We start from the raw sequence: 19,007 nt of genomic DNA, 5'->3' as shown, positions 1-19,007 counted from the left end.
ATTTTTTCTATATTATATCCTTTTTTATCTCATCCCATAGGTTGTCCATCTCCTGAAGACTCATATCTTTAAGGCTTTTACCCTTTTTTCTGACAAGTTTTTCCATGCTTTTAAATCTTTTTTCAAATTTTCTGTTTGTTTTTCTCAAAGCAGTCTCTGGATCAATTCTTAGAAAACGCGCAAGATTCACAATACTGAATAGTAAGTCTCCGATTTCTTCTTCTATTCTATCTTTTTCCTTAGTTTCAACTGCTTCTTCAACCTCTTTCAGCTCTTCTTTGATTTTTTCAATAACTCCTTGAGCATTATCCCAGTCAAATCCTACTTTTGATACTCTTGACTGAATTTTGTATGCTCTCAGCAAGGCTGGCAATGCCAATGGAATTCCTTCAAGAATTGAACTACTAAGCTTACCTTCTTCTTTCTTTCTTTCATCCCATTGATTTAAAACTTCTTCTGGAGTTTTAAACTCAGCCTCTCCAAATACATGGGGATGCCTGCTTATCATTTTCTGAATTATGCTTTTTATTACATCGTTTATATCAAAATTTCCTTCTTCCTTTGCTATCTGACTGTGAAAGACAATCTGAAGAAGCAAATCTCCGAGCTCTTCTTTGATTGCTTCTGGCTCTTTATTTTCAATGGCTTCAATAAGTTCATAAGCCTCTTCAAGAAGGTATCTTTTAAGAGTATCATGGGTTTGAACTCTATCCCAGGGACATCCCTTTTCAGAGCGAAGGGTTTCCATTATTTTGACAAGTTCATCAAATTTTTTGCTCAATTATCTCCTCCAGAATCCATTCAAAGTTTACCCATATTGCCTCTGCCTTAGGAAGACTGAATACATTTCTACCTTTTTCACTGAGTTTAAGAAAATCTTTATCAAAGAAAACATAATAGATGCTGTCAAAGTGTTTTAAAAGCTCTTCTTCTTCAGATTCTTCAAACTCTCTGAAAGCCATGTTTATAATTAAAACTTTCTTTTTAGGAGTTATGTTAAGCTCTTTAATCAGTTCATTTATTCTTAAAGCAGCCTGAATACTGGTTTTAGTAAATGTGCTTACTATGAATAAAAGGTCAACTTTATTAAGAATTCCTCTACTTATGTGTTCCATGCCAGCCTCGTTATCAACAACAATATATCTGTAATGTTCTGCAATCTCCTGTAAAATTCTCTTTAAAACATTGTTTACAGCACAGTAACATCCACTTCCTTCAGGCCTTCCCATGACAATAAGGTCAAATCCTTTAGCTTCTTCAATAACTCTATTTATCTGAATTTCAAGCCATTCATCAAGACTCATTCCCTCAGGTTTTTGTTTCAATGCATTATCCCTTATTGATGCCACTGTCTCTTTGATTTCCACTCCTAAAAGTTCTGGAAGACAGTAATTGGGATCTGCATCAACAACTAAAACAGGGCTGAGTTTCCTCTCTGAAAGATATTTTACTGTGAAGGCAGCAAGGGTGCTTTTTCCTGTTCCTCCTTTTCCTGCAAAAACTATAAAATAACTCATTGAGCTTTCGCAATTTTTAGTAATTCGCTGAATTTATCAATTATAAAATCAGCGTCCTTTAATAGTTCTCTTTCCCTGTATCCGTATGTAACCGCTACAGTCTTAACACCTGCCTGTTTACCTGCCATGATGTCAAGTTCGCTGTCTCCAACAATTAATGTTTTATCCGGGGTAGTATAAAATCTTTTAACTGTTTCAGTAATGGGTATTGCTGAAGGTTTTCTCTCTGAGAAGAGATCGCTTCCAGCTACAAAATCAAAGTATTTTAAAAGACTTAGATTTTCAAGAGTTTTAATGCTCAATTCAGTAAGTTTATTGGAAATTACGGCTTTTTTAATATTCTTTAATTCTTCAAGTGTTTCTTTTACCTCAGGATAAGCTTTTGAAAAATCTGTTATATGCTCTCTGTAATAGTTTACAAAGCACTTAATAATTTCTTGAGATGGAAAATTAACACCTCTTGCCTGCAAAGCTTTTTCTATAAGACGATTAACCCCTTCTCCAACCATTTTTTTCACTTCTTCCTTTGAAAATTCTGAAATTCCTAATTTTTCAAAACAGTAATTCAATGCCTGAGTTATGTCCTCACAGGAATCAACAAGCGTGCCATCCAAATCAAAAATAATAAGCTCAATCATGGTAGTTTTTAGTATAACATGACTTCACTTCTTCATTGAATCGTGCTATAATTTAAACATGGCTCGGATAGATGCTTTTTTTAAACTCATGCTTGAAAATAAAGCCAGTGACCTTCATCTTGTTGCTGGAAGTCAGCCTGTATTAAGAATTCATGGTGAGCTTGTAAGGGTTCAGTATAAGATTCTTGATAATCAGGAATTAAGGTCTCTTCTTTATGAAATCACACCGGAGGAAAAAATCAAAATATTTGAAGAAACAGGTGATCTTGATTTTGCCCATGAAATTCCAGGTGTTGCCCGTTTTCGTGTTAACTATTTTATGCATAAAGAAGGAATTGGTGCGGCATTTAGACACATTCCCAATGAAATAAAAACAATTGATGAGCTTGGCTTGCCACAGGTGCTAAAACGCTTTGCAATGCTCAAAAAAGGAATTGTTCTTGTTACAGGACCTACTGGTTCTGGAAAGTCTACAACCCTGGCTTCAATTATTGATTATGCAAACACCAATAGAAAAGAAAGAATAATCACCATTGAAGATCCAATTGAGTTTGTTCACCCAAATAAAGGATGCGTTATATCCTACAGAGAAGTGGGAACTCATACAGAGTCCTTTGCAAAAGCTCTGAGAGCAGCCTTAAGAGAGGATCCTGACATAATTCTCGTTGGTGAGATGCGTGACATTGAGACAATTCAACTTGCTTTGGAGGCTGCTGCAACAGGGCATCTTGTTTTTAGCACCCTTCATACATCATCAGCAATTAAAACAGTTGATAGAATTATTGATGTTTTCCCGCCTGAACAGCAGGCACAGGTAAGAACCTCACTGAGTGAGTCTTTACAGGCAGTTATTGCTCAAACACTTTTAAGAAGAGTAGATGGAAAAGGAAGAGTTGCAGCCTGTGAGATTCTGATTAATACCTATGCTGTTTCAAATCTTATAAGGGAGGGAAAAATCCATCAGATACTTTCAATAATGCAGACAAGCAAAAAAATAGGTATGCAGACAATGGATGATGCTTTACTGCAACTTCTTCAAGAAGGCAAAATCACACCAGAGGATGCCTATGAAAGGGCAACAGACAAACAAAAATTCGCTAAATTTCTTAAAGAAGTTCCTCAGGAAGCTATTGCATGAGAAAACAGGAGCTTGACTACATACTTGACAGAATCTGTGAGACCTATCCTGATCTTTCAGATATTGTCTTTACAGTGGGAAGGCCCTTTCAGGTGCTTATTTGGGGTGAAATAAAGCCTGTTTATCTGCAGAATATTCCTATTCAGTCTCTTACACCCTATCATACAGAAAAAATAGCTTTAGCATTGATGAATCAAAAAAGGCTCATTGAAAATCTTATAAAAGAAGGATATTGCGATACCAGTTATGCTATCCAAAAAGCAAGATTCAGAGTGAATATCTTTTCTCAAAGAGGAAATTACTCAATTGTAATGAGAAAGCTTCCAGTGAAGATACCAACAGTTGAGGAATTAAAACTTCCTCCGATTGTTAAAGAAATAGCCAATGAAAGAATGGGGCTTGTTTTAGTTACAGGAGCAACAGGCTCTGGTAAATCATCCACTCTTGCAGCAATTTTAAATATTATTAATGAAACAAGAGCATGTCATGTTATAACTCTTGAAGATCCTGTTGAATTTGTTCATCAGCATAAAAAATCTACATTTAACCAAAGAGAGCTTGGCATAGATTTCCATAACTTTGCAGACGGGCTCAGGGCTGCATTAAGGCAGGCTCCTCATGTAATACTTGTTGGAGAAATAAGAGATAGAGAAACCCTTGAAATAGCAATTCAAGCAGCAGAGACAGGTCATCTTGTTCTTGGCACACTTCATACAACTGATGCAGGACAAACAATTGGAAGAATGATTGGAATGTTTCCACCACAGGATGAAAATTACATAAGACTTAGAGTTTCTGATACACTTAAATGGGTTGTTAGCCAGAGACTTTTACCGAAAATTGGCGGAGGAAGAATAGTAGCAACAGAAATTATGAGGAAAAATCTCAGAATAAGAGAGTTAATTATAAATGGAGAAACTGCTGAGAAAACCTTTTATGATGTAATTGCTACAAGTGGAGCAGTTGGTATGCATACCTTTGACCAGTCCATACTTGAACTTTATAAACAGGGATTAATTACAGAGGAAACTGCAGTAGCCTATGCATCAAGAAGGTCCTATGTGATTATGGAGATTGACAAAATGAAGGCGGCAAAGGGAGAAAAAACAACAGATATTGAGGGACTAAAACTTGACATTGATTATGGTAAAAGGATAAAACATGCCAAAGGCGATTATATGTGAACCAAACGAGGAAGTTCAGAAATTTTTAGCTGATTATTTAAAATCAGCAGGATTTGAATGTTTCACTTTTTCCAATTCTAAGGAAGCTCTTAATGCAATGGAAGATGCATCTTTAATTATAATAGCAGAACAATTCAATGAAATAATTGAAGCTACATCTTCCCTGCCAATGTATCAAAGAAGAGATCTTATTGCTATTTTGTTATCTCTATCAATTCCCACAATGGACAGGCTTTCTGCTTTTGTAAAGGGTGTTGATTTTATCGTAAATGTTAAAGATATAAATAATTTTCCAGCAATTTTTAAGAGAGCCTATGTGGAACACCAAAAAACATACAAACTTTTTAAAGAAACTCTTTCAAAGTTGTCTTAGTTATCCTCCATGGTATTTTGAATATGGACCTTAATGGTGGTAAACTTACAAAATAATGGGAAAAATTCAGATACTTTCTGAAAGTATTGTAGGAAAAATTGCCGCAGGAGAAGTTGTTGAAAGACCTGCCAGTGTTGTGAAAGAACTTATTGAAAACTCAATAGATGCTGGTGCAAGTTCAATCTCTGTTTTTATTAAAAAATCAGGAGTTGCTGAAATAAAAATAATTGATGACGGAGAGGGTATCAGTTCTGAGGATGTTTTGACTGCCTTTCAAAGACATGCAACGAGCAAGATAAAGGATGAAAAAGACCTTATGAGAATTTCCTCTCTTGGTTTCAGAGGTGAAGCTCTTTACTCTATTGCACAGGTAAGCAAAATAAAAATAATTACTCAGCATGTAACAGAAAATACAGGCACAGAAACCTATTTTGTTGCTGGCACTCTAAAATGGCAGAAACCAGCAATTACCAAGGGAACAACAATACAGGTTTCAGACCTCTTCTTTAACACGCCTGTAAGAAGAAAGTTTCTTAAATCTCCCTATACTGAAAAAGCACATATTATTGAAACCTTTCAAAATTACTGTCTTGCCTTTCCAGAAATTTCTTTTTCCTTATTTATTGATGAAGAAGAGATTTTAAATATTCCACAAGCAGATAGCATTTATAAAAGAGTATGCCAGGTTTTTGGTATGGAATTGGCTGAAAACCTTAAGATTAAGACGATTTCAAAGGATGGCTACAAAATTGAAATTTTTTTAGGTGAGGGGCTTAAAGGAAAATCTAAAATTTTTGTGAACCGAAGACCTGTGAAAGAACAATCTATTCTGGGCAGTATATATAAAGCTTTCCAGCTCAGTTATCCGCAGTTTATTATTTTCATAACCATTCCTCCACAAGAGGCAGATTTCAATGTTCATCCAGCTAAAACTCAAGTTAGATTCTGTAACCCGCAGAAAATTCATCAGCTTATTTTTAGCATGGCAGAAGAAAAGCCTGTATCGTCTAAAGTTGCAGAAAACATAATTGCAGAAAAGCCATCTCAGTGGGAGTTTCACAGAGAGGCTCTAGAGCAAATTTCTGTATTTCATACAGAGCCAGTTTTTAGTAAAGAGCCAGAGTTTTTAACTCTTGGTGATTCTATTGTGGTTATTAAGGAGTCTAATGGTGTGGTATTTCTTGACTATCATGCTGCGCATGAGAGAGTAAATTTTGAAAAAATTTTAAATAAAATGAATGAAGTGGTTATAAATCTTGTCTTTCCTGTTATTGTAAATCTTAGCTCTGATGATTATATTTTAATAAAAGAAAATCTGCCAATTCTTCATGAGCTTGGCATTGAAGCTGATGATTTTGGTAAAAACTCAATAATAATAAGAGCATTGCCTGAATTTATCCAGCATGGTGATGTGGCAGGAATAATTGAAAGCATTGCTAAAACCATTAAAGAAGAGATTGGCAAACCAGATTTTGTTGAGATAAAAAGAAAAATTGCAGCTACTATTGCCTGTCACAGGTCTCTCAGAGCAAATGATAAAGTTAATTATGTGGAAATAAAGACCTTATTGCAGGAGCTTGAAAAAACCTCTGATCCTGAACACTGTCCTCACGGAAGACCAGTAAAAAGGTATTTTGCAATTGATGAAATAAAAAAGTGGTTTTTAAGGTAGTACTGTCAAAAAGACACTGTAGATTGTCAAAAATTTGGCGTAATGTTATTCTGAATCCGCAAAGCAGGTGAGTAATCTCCTTTTTTCTGCTATTTGGCATAAATTATGCTAAATGTTTTAAACTTAGAAAAGAGCTGAAGGAGGTAAGATATGCCAAAAGAAACAGCAAAATTACAGAATGATGAAGCTGAGCCAAAGGAACAACCAGAAAAATCTAAGAAAAAAGGCAAGCTTCCATTAATGATTATTATTGCTGCAGTAGTTCTTATAGCTGCTGCAGCAGGAGCTTACTTTTTCCTGCTTGGCAAAGGCACTCAGCATACTAAAAGCTCCACTGCAAAGGAATCTCAGGGTGTAAATTTTTCTCTTGAACCTTTTGTGGTAAACTTAATGGATCAGGGTGGAACGAAGTATCTTAAGGTTACTATTCAGCTTGAGCTTTCTGATGTAAAACTTACAGAACAGGCAAAAAATAAAACACCTCAGATAAGAGATGCCATTATAACTCTTTTAACAAATAAAACATCCGATGAATTGATTACTCCTGAGGGGAAACTTATTCTTAAGGACGAGATAAAGCAAAGGGTAAGCCAGATTCTTGGTGAAAACACTGTTACAAATGTTTATCTTACAGATTTTGTAATGCAGTAGCCATGCCAGACGACGAAATCCTATCTCAAGAAGAAATAGATGCCCTGCTAAAAGGTATTTCAGGAGGAGAAGTTGAAACCGAGACAGCAGAAGCTCCTTCTGGAATAAGACCTTATGATTTTACGTCACAGGAGAAGATTGTTCGTGGTAAAATGCCTTCTCTTGATATCATTAATGAGAGGCTTGCAAGAGCCTTTAGAATCTCTCTTTCTTCAGATATAAGAAAAATTGTAGAAATTGTCAATGTGAATGTAAACATAACAAAGTTTTACGATTTTCTTCGTTCTGTTCCTTTCCCTTCAAGTTTAAATATCATAAAACTTGAGCCTTTAAGAGGCTTCAGCCTTGTAGTTTTTGATGCATCAATGATTTTCTCTCTTATAGAGTTTTATTTTGGAGGCTCTGGCAAAGGATATTATAAGCCTGAGGGAAGGGAGTTTACTCCTATAGAGCAAAGAATTATTCACAAAGTTGTAATGATGTTTCTTGAATCTATGGAAGAGGCTTGGAAGCCAGTATTTCCTGTAAAACCTCAATACATCCGCAGTGAGATGAATCCCCAGTTCGTTACAATTGTTACACCTGTAGATGTGGTCATAGAAACGGAGTTTACCCTTGAGATTGAAACAAGGGAATGTAAAATTATGGTCTGTATTCCCTATTCCTCTGTGGAACCTATAAAAGAAAAACTTTACAGTGCATTTCTTGCTGACAGAGATGAAATAGACATGAAATGGATAGGAAGACTTAAGGCACAGATAAAACAATCTCCTGTTAAGATAGAGGCAGTTTTAGGCAAGGTAACAATAGATTTTAAAACTCTAATAGACCTTAAAGCAGGTGACATTATAACTCTTCAAAAAAGAATAGATGAGGATCTGGATGTGCTTGTAGAAGGTGTGCCAAAGTTTAAAGGCAAACTTGGCACCTATAAAGGAAACTATGCAATAAAAATATCAGGGGAGGCATAGAATGGAAGAAAAAGAAGTTAAACAACAGGAAAACTTAGAAGAAGATCTTGACATGGCAAAAGCTCTTGAAATGGAGAAAGCAATGAAGCAGCAGGCAGTGCAAACTCCACAGATAGATGAATTTACTCCAACTGCTGAAAAACCCAGGATAAGAGATATTGAATTTATTCTTGATATTCCGCTTGAATTAACAGTTATTATTGGTTCTACAAGGATTCTCGTTCAGGAACTTCTTCAGTTAACACAGGGGTCTGTGGTAGCACTTGATAAACTTGCAGGAGAACCAATGGAAGTCTATGTTAATGGAAAGCTTATTGGAAGAGGAGAAGTGGTTGTGGTTAATGAAAAGTTTGGAATTAGAATCACAGATATTATAAGTCCGCAGGAAAGAGTAAAACAGCTTGGATGAGGTGTGCAGTGGAGTATTTTAAACTAATAGCATCCTTAATTTTTATTATTGTAGCCCTTTACATAGTTGTCAGATTGATGAAAAATAAGATAAATCCAGGCAAAGGATTTATTCAGATTGTTTACTATCAACCAGTAGGTTATAAAAAAGGTATAGGAGTTGTAAAAGCTTTTGATGAATATCTCTTAGTGGGAATATCAGAAAATGGAATTAATCTCATAACTAAACTGGATTCTTCAAAGATTAAGGCAATTTTTGAGACACAACAAGAAGAAAAAAAACCTGTATGGCAGAGAATATTTAAAGGTGGAGTGTTCTGTCTTGCTTTTGTCATGATTCCTGCCATTTGCTTTGCAGCACCTCAGAGAGATGCTGGAGGTGGAATTTTTGGATTTTCCTCTGCAGTTGATATCCTTGTATTTATCACTTTACTTAGCTTTTTACCTGCAATTTTGATTATGATGACTTCTTTTACAAGAATTGTGATAGTTTTATCCCTTTTAAGACAGGCTCTTGGAACACCAGCTGTTCCACCAAATCAGGTGATAATAGGACTTGCATTGTTTCTTACACTTTTTATTATGTCTCCAACCATTGATAGAGTTTACAATGAAGCTTATATCCCTCTTTCAAAAAAAGAAATCACAATGCAAGAGGCAATCAATAGAGCATCAGTTCCATTTAAAGAATTCATGTTAAAACAGACAAGGGAGAAAGACCTTGCACTGTTTCTTAAACTTTCAAAAACTGAAGTAAAACCTGCAACTCCTATGGATTTACCAATGAAGATTGTTGTCCCTGCCTTTGCTCTTGGAGAGTTAAAAAGAGCTTTTGAAATAGGATTTTTAATCTTTTTGCCTTTTCTTGTTATTGACATTGTTGTGGCAAGCATATTGCTATCAATGGGTATGTTTATGGTACCGCCTGTTATGATATCAATGCCTTTTAAATTATTGCTTTTTGTTTTAGTTGATGGATGGCAGTTAATAATTGGTTCACTGGCAGGAGGATTTAAATGACAGTGGAGTTTTTAAACTACATATCAAAACAGACCTTGGAAACAATACTTCTGGTTGGTGGTCCTGTTCTTTTTGTAAGCCTTATTGTAGGAGTTCTGATAGGTTTATTTCAGGCAATAACTCAGCTACAGGAGATGACTATAAGCTTTGTTCCAAAGGTAATTGCTGTATTTTTAACACTTCTTCTTACAATTCCATGGATGGTCAATATAATGACAAAGTTTACAAGAGGAATTTTTGAAAATCTTCCATTGTATGTGAAATGAACTACTTAGAGTTGCTTACAACGCAGATTTATAAATTTATTCCTGTTTTTATCAGAGTTTCTGTAATTCTTTTTTTTCTGCCATACATTGGAAGTAGAACCATTCCTTTAATTTTCAGATTCTTTTTTGCCCTTTCAGTATCTTTTGCAATAATGTCTTTTATACCTCAGAGAGAAGAAAACTTTTTGCTCTCTCTCTTCAATGCTGTGCTTTTTGGATTAGCCATTGGTTTGATGGTAAGGGTTATAATTGCAGCAGTTGAGACAGCATCTCAATGGATGAGCATGCAGATAGGTTTTGCAGTAGCAAACATCTTTAATCCTCAATTTGGTGAACTTATGGGACCACTCACAGTTTTTTATGAAATGTTTATGATTGCTCTATTTTTTTCTCTTGATCTGCATCTCAGTCTTGTTGAAGTTATGGTTAAAACATTTGAAGTACCAGCAAAGTTTTCCTTTGCAAAAAATGTAATAGAGTTTTCCTATCTTTTGTTCCCTCTGGCATTGAAGCTTTCAGCTCCTGTGCTCCTTGTTCAGGTTTTAATGAATATGGGGCTCGGATTTTTATCAAGAATTATGCCTCAGGCAAATGTTTTTTTCGTTGGATTCCCTCTTTTACTTGCCACAGGAATTGCTGTGATCTGGTTGAGCGTTCCAATTTTCACAATGGTTTTATCAAAGGTATTTATTAATCTTAAAGATGCTCTGTCTGGTTTATTGAGGTAAAAGATGCCAGAGGAACTTCAGGAACGAACAGAGCAGGCTACCCCGCGAAGGAGGGAAAAGGCTCGGCAGAAAGGTGAAGTTCCAAGAAGCAGAGAACTTACAGGTATAGTTAGTCCATGGATGATTTTTCTTTATTTTGTTTTCTTCGGTACTTTTTTAATCGCAGCAGAAAAACACTTAAAAGAAGCATTTACAAGACTGAATCCTGATTTTGTAAGTAGTGCTATCCTTGCCATAATAAAAGATGAGATAAAATGGTTTTTTCTTCAGTTTGCTCCAGTTGGAGCGTTACTTATTTTTGGCGTTTTAGTCGTTCACTTTGTTCAAACAGGTTTTCTTTTTACAACTGCTCCATTGGTTCCTGATATTTCAAGAATAAGTCCAATAAAGGGTATAAAAAGAATGTTTTCCCTTAATGCTTTGTTTGAAACAATAAAGGGTATTTTAAAGCTGATAGCTCTTGGTGCTGTGATATACTTTGTTTTAGAAAAAGATGTCAATATTATGCCACTTTTAGTAGACATGGATATAAAAGCTATTGCAGGAGTTTCATTTCAAAAGATTTATCAGTTTTTTCTTGCATGCCTTATAATGCTTACAGTTTTTGCAGGTATAGATTTTGCTTATCAGAGATGGCAGTATGAGAGAAATTTGAGAATGACCAAGCAGGAAATAAAGGAAGAATTTAAAGAAACAGAAGGTTCTCCAATGGTAAGAGCAAGAATAAGAAGCTTACAGAGAGAAATTGCACGAAGAAGAATGATGCAGGAAGTTCCGAAGGCAGATGTGGTAATAACAAACCCTCTTCATATTGCTGTATGTATAAAATATGATTCTCAAACTATGAATGCTCCAAAAGTTGTTGCAAAGGGAGCAAATATTCTTGCTGAAAGAATAAAAGAGATTGCAAGGACAGCAGGTGTACCAATCTATGAAAATAAACCACTTGCAAGAGCATTGTACAGAATTCCTGTTGGAGAAGAAATTCCTGAAGCACTTTATAAGGCAGTTGCCACAATTTTAGCAACAGTTTATAAGCTTAAAGGAAGAAAGATTGCATGAATATAATGAATTACATAAGAAGTGATATTTTAGTGGCAGTAGGCATAATTTTAATACTCATTTTCATGATTGTGCCAGTTCCTCCCTTTATACTTGACCTTTCTCTTACAATGAGCATAACGCTTTCAATCCTTATTATTCTTGTGGCATCCTATGTGAGAAAACCCCTTGATTTTTCAGTATTTCCCTCTGTTTTGTTAATTGCCACACTACTGAGACTATCCCTGAATATCGCATCAACTAGGCTTATTCTTACAAGGGGTGAAATGGGGACTGAAGCAGCAGGAAAAGTTATTAAAGCATTTGGAGAGTTTGTTGTAAGCGGAAACTTTGTGGTTGGATTAATTGTCTTTTTAATTCTTGTAATAATCAACTTCATTGTAATTACAAAAGGTGCTGGAAGAATTGCAGAGGTTTCAGCCCGTTTTACCCTTGATGCAATGCCAGGTAAACAGATGAGCATAGATGCAGACCTTAATGCTGGGCTTATTGATGAAAAGGAGGCAAGGCGTAGAAGAGAAGAGATAAGCAGAGAAGCAGACTTTTATGGAGCAATGGATGGTGCGAGTAAGTTCATTCGTGGTGATGCTATTGCAGCGATAATTATCATGATTATAAACATCATTGGTGGAATTTTGATTGGAGTGTTACAGAAGGGAATGGCAATAGGAGATGCTGTTCAAACATATGTGATTCTCACAATTGGTGATGGATTGGCAGCTCAGGTTCCTGCACTTATTACATCAACTGCAGCAGGTATTGTAGTAAGTAGAGCAGCTACTGAGTCAAATCTTGGACAGGATATTTTAAATCAACTTTTTAAAAATCCAAAGACTCTTGCCACAGCATCAGGAGTGCTTCTTTTGCTTGGTTTAATTCCAGGGCTTCCCCATCTTCCTTTTATAATTATTGCAGTGGTCTCGGGCGCAATTGCATATCTGATGATAACCAGAGAGAGAAAAGAAAAAGAAGTGATTCCATCTGCTTTACCAGAGGAAAAACCTCCTACAATGGAGGCTCAGCTTGAAAGTTTTCTGAGAGTTGATCCAATTTCCCTTGAAATAGGATATACTCTTATCCCGCTTGTTGAAGGAGAAAGCTCTCTTGTTGAAAGAATTCGCTCTCTGAGAAAACAGATTGCTATGGAGATGGGTTACATAGTTCCATCTATTCATATAAAAGACAATTTAATGCTTAAGCCTTCTCAATACAGTATTCTCATAAAAGGAGTTGAGATAGCCACTTCAGAGATAATTCCTGGAAGATTTCTTGCAATTGGTGCTAAACCTTCACAGGAAATTGAAGGAATTCCAACAAAGGATCCAGCTTTTGGAGTGGATGCTCTGTGGATTGAGGAAAAGGATATATCAAAGGCACAGATGCTTGGATTTACAGTTGTTGATGCACCCTCTGTTATTGTTACCCATCTTAGAGAAATTCTTAAAAATTATGGTTATGAACTTCTTGGGAAACAGGAAACTCAGAGACTTCTTGACAATCTTGCAAAAACCCATCCAAGAGTAGTTGATGATTTAATCCCTAATCTTTTAACTCTTTCACAGGTTCAGAAAGTTCTTCAGAATCTTTTAAGAGAAAGAGTTTCAATAAAGGATTTACAGACTATACTTGAAAGCCTTGCAGAGTACGCCAGTATTACAAAGGATCCAGATATTTTAACAGAATATGTTAGACAGGCACTGTCAAGAAGAATAACAAAAAGTGTTCAGAATCCTGACGGTTCAATAACTGCAATTTTACTTGAACCTTCCCTTGAAAGAACATTTATTGAGTCTTTGCAAACAACACCTCAAGGCACAATTTTTGCTCCTGATCCAGTATTAGTGGAAAAAACAATTGAAAAGGTAAAGGCACTGGCAGATGAAGCAACAATTAAAGGGTATCAACCAGTTTTAATATGTTCGCAGGCAATAAGAAGGTTTGTAAAAAGGGCAATGGAAAGAATTGCTCCTTATTTGCCTGTGCTATCGCCGCAGGAAATATCTCAAGGAGTAAAAATAGTTATGCTTGCTACAGTAAAGCCTGATTAAGCAGGAGGGAACTATGAAAATAAAAAAATTTCAGGGTAAAAGCTTTAAGGAGGTTTTAGAAACAGTTAAAAAAGAAATGGGTCCAGATGCAGTGATTCTTTCAAGTTCTTCTAAAAAAGAGCCTCTTTCAAACCATTCTTATATAGAGGTTACTGCTGCAATAGATGATGGAATAGACTCTGTTCAGGATGTTCTGGGTAACAGACTGCATAATGAATTTGACTCTGGAGTGTTTAAGGAAATAGAAAGGCTTAAAGCTGAAGTAAGCCTTTTAAGAGAAAGTGTTATAAAACTATTTCCCTCACTTGATGATCTCTCAAAAAGAGGACTTTATAATTTTCTCATTAAAAATAATGTGGAACCATATCTTGCTTTGATGCTTATAGAAAAAGCTAATGATATGAATGAGTTAAGGAAGGCAATTGAAAAGGATTTAAAAATCTGTAAAAATAATTTTGATGAGGAAAGGGGATTTGTTTTTTATGGACTGCCAGGCGTTGGCAAAACAACAACAATTTTTAAATTAGGGCAGATTTTAAGGGCAAATAATCAAAAAATTATGATTCTTTCTCTTGATTCAAGAATTTCCTCTGTTGCTTATATAAAAGAAATAGCATTAAAGTTAAAATGTGAAGCAAAATTTGTAAGTGAATTAGGAGAACTTTATAAAATAATGCACAAAGAGATTGACAGAAAAAAAATATTTGTTGATACTCCTGGAGATGCAAACATAAGCATAGCAGAAGAAATTAAAGATATATTAAAGGATATGCCTGTAAAAAAATGTCTTATTATGGACGCATCAATGGCAACACACTCAAGTATCAGAGTGTTAAAAACAATGGATACTGCTTCAGTGGATTGTATAGGCTTCAGCAAAATTGATTTAGCGCAAAACTATGGTTCTTTATATAACCTGTCAGTTTTATCAGGTAAACCTGTAAGTTTTATTACCTCAGGAGCCTATGGAGAGCCTCAGGCTCGACTACTTCCTCCATGTACAATACCAAATCTTATTGTAGGAGGAGTCTGTGAAAACTAATATACCAAGAATTGTGGCTGTTTCAAGCGGTAAAGGAGGTGTGGGAAAAACCAACTTTGTAACAAACATTGCTCTGGTTTTCAGAAGCATGCAGAAGAAAGTGCTTCTTATGGATGCTGATGTTGGTTTAAGCAATATTGATATAATGTTCGGAATAGCTCCAAAATTTAACATAAAACATCTGCTTTCAGGTGAAAAATCAATGAAAGATATAGTTGTTAAAACTCCTGAAGGAATTGATATTATTCCTGCCAGTTCTGGAATAAGAGAGCTTACCCAGCTTACTTATGGTCATAAAATGAGAATTATTGAAGAGCTTGAAAATTTTGATAAAGACTATGATATCTTTCTTATTGATACAGGAGCAGGCATTTCAGATAATGTGACATTTTTCTGTTCTGCTGCCCATGACACAATTGTAATTGTTACTCCTGAGCCAACTTCAATTGCCGATGCCTATGCATTAATTAAGGTGCTTTATAAAGAACATGGGGAAATGAACTTTCGGATAGTTGTTAATAATACAAAAAATCATAAGGAGGCAAAAGAAACATTCAGAAAACTATCCATGGTTACTGAAAGATTTCTTGGAATATCCATTGATTGGCTTGGAGAACTTCCCTATGATGAAAAAATAAAAGAAGCTGTAATTGCACAGAAACCATACATAACCCTTTACCCAACATCTGATTTTTCAAAGAAACTTACAGAAATTGCAAAACAGTTTCTGAAAAGAGAGGTTGACCTATTAAAAGGAGGCATGCAGTTTTTCCTCAAAAAAGCTTTAACTGAATAAATGTATGTTTTATTCTGATGATGAAAAAGAAAAACTTATCAGAGAGTTTTTGCCAAAAATAAAGCACCATGCTTTAAGATACCATCATATTGTTCAATCTGTTCTTGAACTGGACGATTTAATTTCTGCTGGCATAAAGGGATTGCTTGAAGCATTAAATAAATATAATCCTTCATTAAATGTTCCCCTTCATTCTTTTGTAGAATACAGGATAAGAGGAGCTATACTTGATGAAATTCGCTGTCTTGATGTTTTTTCAAAGGAATTTCGGAAAAAAGTAGAGGATGTAAAAAAAGCATGGAAAACTCTTAAACAATCTGGCAGAGAGCCAACAGATGAGCAGCTGGCAGCTTCTTTAAATATTACTTCTGAGGAATTACAGCAGGTTTATCAGAGTATCACAGCCTCTGATGTTATAAGTCTGGATAATTCTTTAATCACTCAAAACGGAGACAGATTAAATCTTCTTGAAGTTATATCTGATGAAAAAGATATTTTTGAAGAGATAAATCTTCGTGAACTTAAAGAAAAGCTTACTACTGCTATTGAGAGTCTTTCAGAAATTGAAAAAGTTGTTATCTCTCTGTATTATTATGAAGAGTTAAACATGAAAGAAATTGCACAGATTCTTGGAGTTTCTCTATCAAGAGTGAGTCAAATTCACGGAAAGACATTGTTAAAATTGAAAAATTTTCTTGAAAAATAGGTTGATTAAAGAAAAAATTTTGTATAATATTATCAATTGCTTCTGGAGGTTTAATAATGAAAAACATAAAGCAGATAGTTTTTAAGCTACTTAATGATCCTGATCCTTCAGTTCGCAGGCAGGCAGCAGAAGAGCTTGGCAATGGTGATGAAAGAGCAGTTTATCCATTAATTAAGGCATTAAAAGATGAAAGCACAGCAGTTCAGGAAGCAGCAACTCAGTCTCTAATTTTTCTTGGCAGTGAAAACAGATTTTTAATAAATTCTGGAGAAGTTGTTACATATATGGTGATTCCTTTATTAAGAGAAGAAGAAGCATATTTAAGAAATACGGCAATTTTGATAGTTAAAGAAATTGGATACAGAGCACCCCAGCTTATTTACAAACTTCTTAAGGATAAAGACCCTGATATAAGAAAGTTTGCACTTGATCTAATTGCAGACATTAAAAAAGGATTTGATGGAAGTGAGATACTCCCTCTGCTTAAAGATCCAAATGGAAATGTAAGAGCTGCTGCTGCTCATGCATTGGGAGAACTTGGATATAAAGAGGCTATTCCTGCATTAATAGAAAATCTGCAGGATGAAGAATGGGTTGTATTTTATGTTTTACAGGCTCTTGCTCAACTTCATGCAGAAGAGGCTATAGATAAAATTGGTGAGCTTCTTTTAAGCACAGACTCGCTTTTAATTAAATCAGAAGCAATTGATACTCTCGGGAAAATTGGAACTGAAAAGGTTGCAGAGCCTCTTTTAAAATATTTTCCTGTTGGTACAAAGGATGAAAAGAAAGAGATCGTTAAAGCTTTAATAAGAATAGGAATAATCCCTGATGGACAGGAAATAAAGGAAGAAATTCTTTCAATTTTTAAAGAACAGGAATGGGAGGATAAACTTATAGCTCTGAAAGGAGTGAAACTATTGAATCTTGTAGAAGCAGTTCCTTTAGTTGTGGAAGAAGCAGGAGCTCTTGATCCGGGCTGTTTTGATTATGAAGAAAAAATAGAGGCTTTAGAGGAAGTCTTACTTTCAATAGATTCAGAAGATGAGCTAATCTCTATGATTGAAAAAAATAAACTTAAATATAGAGCAAAAGCTTTTGTTATAAAACTGCTTGGTAAATTAAGAAGTAAAAAAGCCATTCCTATTCTCATCAGACTTCTTGAAGATATAAAAAGAGACATAAGAATCGCATCAGCAAAGGCACTTGGCGAAATTGGAGGCACTGAAATTATTCAACCTCTTATTAAAAAAAGCAATGAAGATCAGGATGCAAATGTCAGAAAGGCAGCAATACAAGCTCTTGGAATGATAAGAGCTCCAGAAGCCTATGAACCTCTTTATCATTTGCTTGAAAGAGAAGCATATCCAGACATTATTGAAGCAATTGTTTCAGCTCTCATATCAATTGATCAGGAGAAGTTTTTAAAAAATTTAAAGTCTTACAAAAAAGAAGTAAAGCAGGCTCTGGCAGGAATGACTTATTCAATGGATATTTTAAATATGCTTTCTCAGTGCGAAGACAGGGATGTGCAAAAAGCAGCCATATATGGACTTGGCAGAGTTGCTACAGAAGAAGCTATAAATAGGATTCTTGAATTTATTAAATCTAATGATAAAGATCTAAAAAAGGCAGCGATTTTAGCTCTTGGAGAAGCCAGTTTCTGCTCTGATGTATTGTTTCAATGCCTTGAAGATGAAGACCCATGGATAAGATACTATGCTGTAAAATCCATTAGTAAAGCCTGTGAACCTGAAATCTTGCTTGAAAAACTCACTCCTCTCTTAGATGATCCATTTCCTCCTGTTGTAATTGCTACGGTTGAGGCTTTGGGAGAGATAGGTGGTGCTCAGGTTTATGACATTCTTGCATCTAAGAGGGAGCATCCTCAGAGGGAAGTTAAAGAAAAAATAGAGGAGGTTTTACAAAGAATATGATAACTACTTCCTCTTCCATCACAATAAATGATGAAGTTTTTAAACAGTTGAGAGATTTTATCTATGAAAAAACAGGAATATATGTTCCTGACAATAAAAAATACTTTCTTGAAAACAGACTGAGCAGAATTTTAAAGGAAAAAAATTTGCGTAATTTTGAAGACTATCTTTATTTTTTAAAATACAGTGCAAACAGAAATGATATAGCGAGGCTTTTTGATGCGGTCACAACAAATGAAACCTTTTTCTTCAGAGAACCTCAACAGTTTGAAGTATTTTCAAATAATCTTATTCCGCAGATAATTAAAGAGAATAATCAGATGGGAAGAAGGGATATAAAGATATGGTCTGCTGCCTGTTCAACAGGAGAAGAAGCTTATACAATTGCAATGATACTGCTTGATAAACCTGAGTTAGTTTCTTTTAGAAAAGAGATATATGCATCTGATATAAGTGAATCGGTTTTAATGTCTGCAAGAAAAGCTATGTATGGCTCGTATTCTGTAAGAAACGTTCCACCACAGTATATGGCAAAGTATTTTAAAGACTCAGGTGGCATTTATGTTCTCTCTGAAACAGTAAAATCAATGGTAAAATTTATGAACATAAATCTTATAGAAGAAAAAGAAGTCAAGCAACTTAAAGGCATAGATGTTGTATTTTGCAGAAATGTCTTAATTTATTTTGATGATAAAGCAAAAAAGAAAGCAGTTTCCCTTATTTATGATGTTTTGCGTCCAAAGGGTTATCTTTTTGTGGGAACATCAGAGAGTCTTCACAACATAACAAGAGCATTTCGTCCTGTTGTGATTAATAAAGTTGTTGTATATCAAAAAGTTTAGTAAGGAGG

Annotated in this window: 20 protein-coding genes; 17 read left to right on the top strand and 3 right to left on the bottom strand. The window is 35.1% G+C overall.

From position 1 onward, the window contains the following. Positions 1-7: 7 nt before the first annotated feature. Genes mazG through ACYQ3X_RS07330 form a run of 3 tightly spaced genes read right to left on the bottom strand, consistent with a single transcriptional unit; the run spans position 8 to position 2,155 of the window. The gene (mazG, locus tag ACYQ3X_RS07340) at positions 8-781 is read right to left on the bottom strand and encodes a nucleoside triphosphate pyrophosphohydrolase (protein WP_460181157.1); all 774 of its coding nucleotides are present in this window, start codon (positions 779-781) and stop codon (positions 8-10) included. After that, positions 765-1,517 (bottom strand): nucleotide-binding protein, encoded by a 753-nt coding sequence (locus tag ACYQ3X_RS07335; protein WP_460181156.1) that lies wholly within the window; start codon positions 1,515-1,517, stop codon positions 765-767. Before ACYQ3X_RS07335 ends, mazG begins: the two co-directional genes overlap by 17 nt. Next, complete coding sequence (locus ACYQ3X_RS07330) at positions 1,514-2,155, bottom strand: HAD-IA family hydrolase (protein WP_460181155.1); 642 nt, start codon at positions 2,153-2,155, stop codon at positions 1,514-1,516. Before ACYQ3X_RS07330 ends, ACYQ3X_RS07335 begins: the two co-directional genes overlap by 4 nt. 58 nt (positions 2,156-2,213) lie before the next feature. Between ACYQ3X_RS07330 and ACYQ3X_RS07325 the strand changes: the two genes are divergently transcribed. From ACYQ3X_RS07325 to ACYQ3X_RS07245, 17 genes are all read left to right on the top strand, one after another. After that, positions 2,214-3,293: a type IV pilus twitching motility protein PilT gene (locus tag ACYQ3X_RS07325; RefSeq protein WP_460181154.1), complete on the top strand. Its 1,080-nt coding sequence runs from the start codon at positions 2,214-2,216 to the stop codon at positions 3,291-3,293. Then, positions 3,290-4,477 carry a type IV pilus twitching motility protein PilT gene (locus ACYQ3X_RS07320; protein ID WP_460181153.1) on the top strand — a complete coding sequence of 396 codons (1,188 nt, stop codon included), beginning with the start codon at positions 3,290-3,292 and terminating at the stop codon, positions 4,475-4,477. The genes ACYQ3X_RS07325 and ACYQ3X_RS07320 overlap by 4 nt, the downstream gene beginning before the upstream one ends. After that, entirely contained in the window at positions 4,455-4,850 is a 396-nt protein-coding gene (locus tag ACYQ3X_RS07315; protein WP_460181152.1) for a PleD family two-component system response regulator, read from the top strand. Before ACYQ3X_RS07320 ends, ACYQ3X_RS07315 begins: the two co-directional genes overlap by 23 nt. A gap of 55 nt (positions 4,851-4,905) precedes the next feature. Further along, on the top strand, positions 4,906-6,522 hold the full coding sequence (mutL, locus tag ACYQ3X_RS07310; protein ID WP_460181151.1) for a DNA mismatch repair endonuclease MutL: 1,617 nt from the start codon (positions 4,906-4,908) through the stop codon (positions 6,520-6,522). A gap of 150 nt (positions 6,523-6,672) precedes the next feature. Beyond that, positions 6,673-7,173 (top strand): flagellar basal body-associated FliL family protein, encoded by a 501-nt coding sequence (locus tag ACYQ3X_RS07305; RefSeq protein ID WP_460181150.1) that lies wholly within the window; start codon positions 6,673-6,675, stop codon positions 7,171-7,173. Positions 7,174-7,175: 2 nt separating this feature from the next. Next, positions 7,176-8,144 (top strand): flagellar motor switch protein FliM, encoded by a 969-nt coding sequence (gene fliM / locus ACYQ3X_RS07300; RefSeq protein WP_460181149.1) that lies wholly within the window; start codon positions 7,176-7,178, stop codon positions 8,142-8,144. Position 8,145: 1 nt separating this feature from the next. Further along, the gene (gene fliN / locus ACYQ3X_RS07295) at positions 8,146-8,553 is read left to right on the top strand and encodes a flagellar motor switch protein FliN (RefSeq protein WP_460181148.1); all 408 of its coding nucleotides are present in this window, start codon (positions 8,146-8,148) and stop codon (positions 8,551-8,553) included. Between the two features lie 8 nt (positions 8,554-8,561). Next, positions 8,562-9,572, top strand: a complete 1,011-nt coding sequence (gene fliP, locus ACYQ3X_RS07290; protein WP_460181147.1) for a flagellar type III secretion system pore protein FliP — start codon at positions 8,562-8,564, stop codon at positions 9,570-9,572. Beyond that, positions 9,569-9,838: a flagellar biosynthesis protein FliQ gene (fliQ, locus tag ACYQ3X_RS07285; protein WP_460181146.1), complete on the top strand. Its 270-nt coding sequence runs from the start codon at positions 9,569-9,571 to the stop codon at positions 9,836-9,838. The genes fliP and fliQ overlap by 4 nt, the downstream gene beginning before the upstream one ends. Continuing rightward, the gene (locus tag ACYQ3X_RS07280; RefSeq protein ID WP_460181145.1) at positions 9,835-10,566 is read left to right on the top strand and encodes a flagellar biosynthetic protein FliR; all 732 of its coding nucleotides are present in this window, start codon (positions 9,835-9,837) and stop codon (positions 10,564-10,566) included. Before fliQ ends, ACYQ3X_RS07280 begins: the two co-directional genes overlap by 4 nt. A gap of 3 nt (positions 10,567-10,569) precedes the next feature. Continuing rightward, entirely contained in the window at positions 10,570-11,628 is a 1,059-nt protein-coding gene (flhB, locus tag ACYQ3X_RS07275; protein ID WP_460181144.1) for a flagellar biosynthesis protein FlhB, read from the top strand. A gap of 5 nt (positions 11,629-11,633) precedes the next feature. Beyond that, a complete protein-coding gene (gene flhA / locus ACYQ3X_RS07270; RefSeq protein WP_460181143.1) occupies positions 11,634-13,676 on the top strand; it encodes a flagellar biosynthesis protein FlhA in 2,043 nt (680 codons plus the stop codon). A 13-nt stretch (positions 13,677-13,689) separates the two neighbouring features. After that, a complete protein-coding gene (locus tag ACYQ3X_RS07265; protein ID WP_460181142.1) occupies positions 13,690-14,718 on the top strand; it encodes a flagellar biosynthesis protein FlhF in 1,029 nt (342 codons plus the stop codon). Further along, on the top strand, positions 14,708-15,514 hold the full coding sequence (locus ACYQ3X_RS07260; RefSeq protein WP_460181141.1) for a MinD/ParA family protein: 807 nt from the start codon (positions 14,708-14,710) through the stop codon (positions 15,512-15,514). The genes ACYQ3X_RS07265 and ACYQ3X_RS07260 overlap by 11 nt, the downstream gene beginning before the upstream one ends. Positions 15,515-15,518: 4 nt before the next feature. Beyond that, on the top strand, positions 15,519-16,220 hold the full coding sequence (locus ACYQ3X_RS07255; protein ID WP_460181140.1) for a sigma-70 family RNA polymerase sigma factor: 702 nt from the start codon (positions 15,519-15,521) through the stop codon (positions 16,218-16,220). 56 nt (positions 16,221-16,276) lie between these two features. Continuing rightward, on the top strand, positions 16,277-18,157 hold the full coding sequence (locus ACYQ3X_RS07250) for a HEAT repeat domain-containing protein (protein ID WP_460181139.1): 1,881 nt from the start codon (positions 16,277-16,279) through the stop codon (positions 18,155-18,157). Next, entirely contained in the window at positions 18,154-18,999 is an 846-nt protein-coding gene (locus ACYQ3X_RS07245) for a CheR family methyltransferase (protein ID WP_460181138.1), read from the top strand. The genes ACYQ3X_RS07250 and ACYQ3X_RS07245 overlap by 4 nt, the downstream gene beginning before the upstream one ends. Positions 19,000-19,007: the final 8 nt, after the last annotated feature.

Source organism: Thermodesulfovibrio sp. TK110, assembly GCF_054658355.1.
This window is presented reverse-complemented; position numbering and strand designations above follow the sequence as displayed.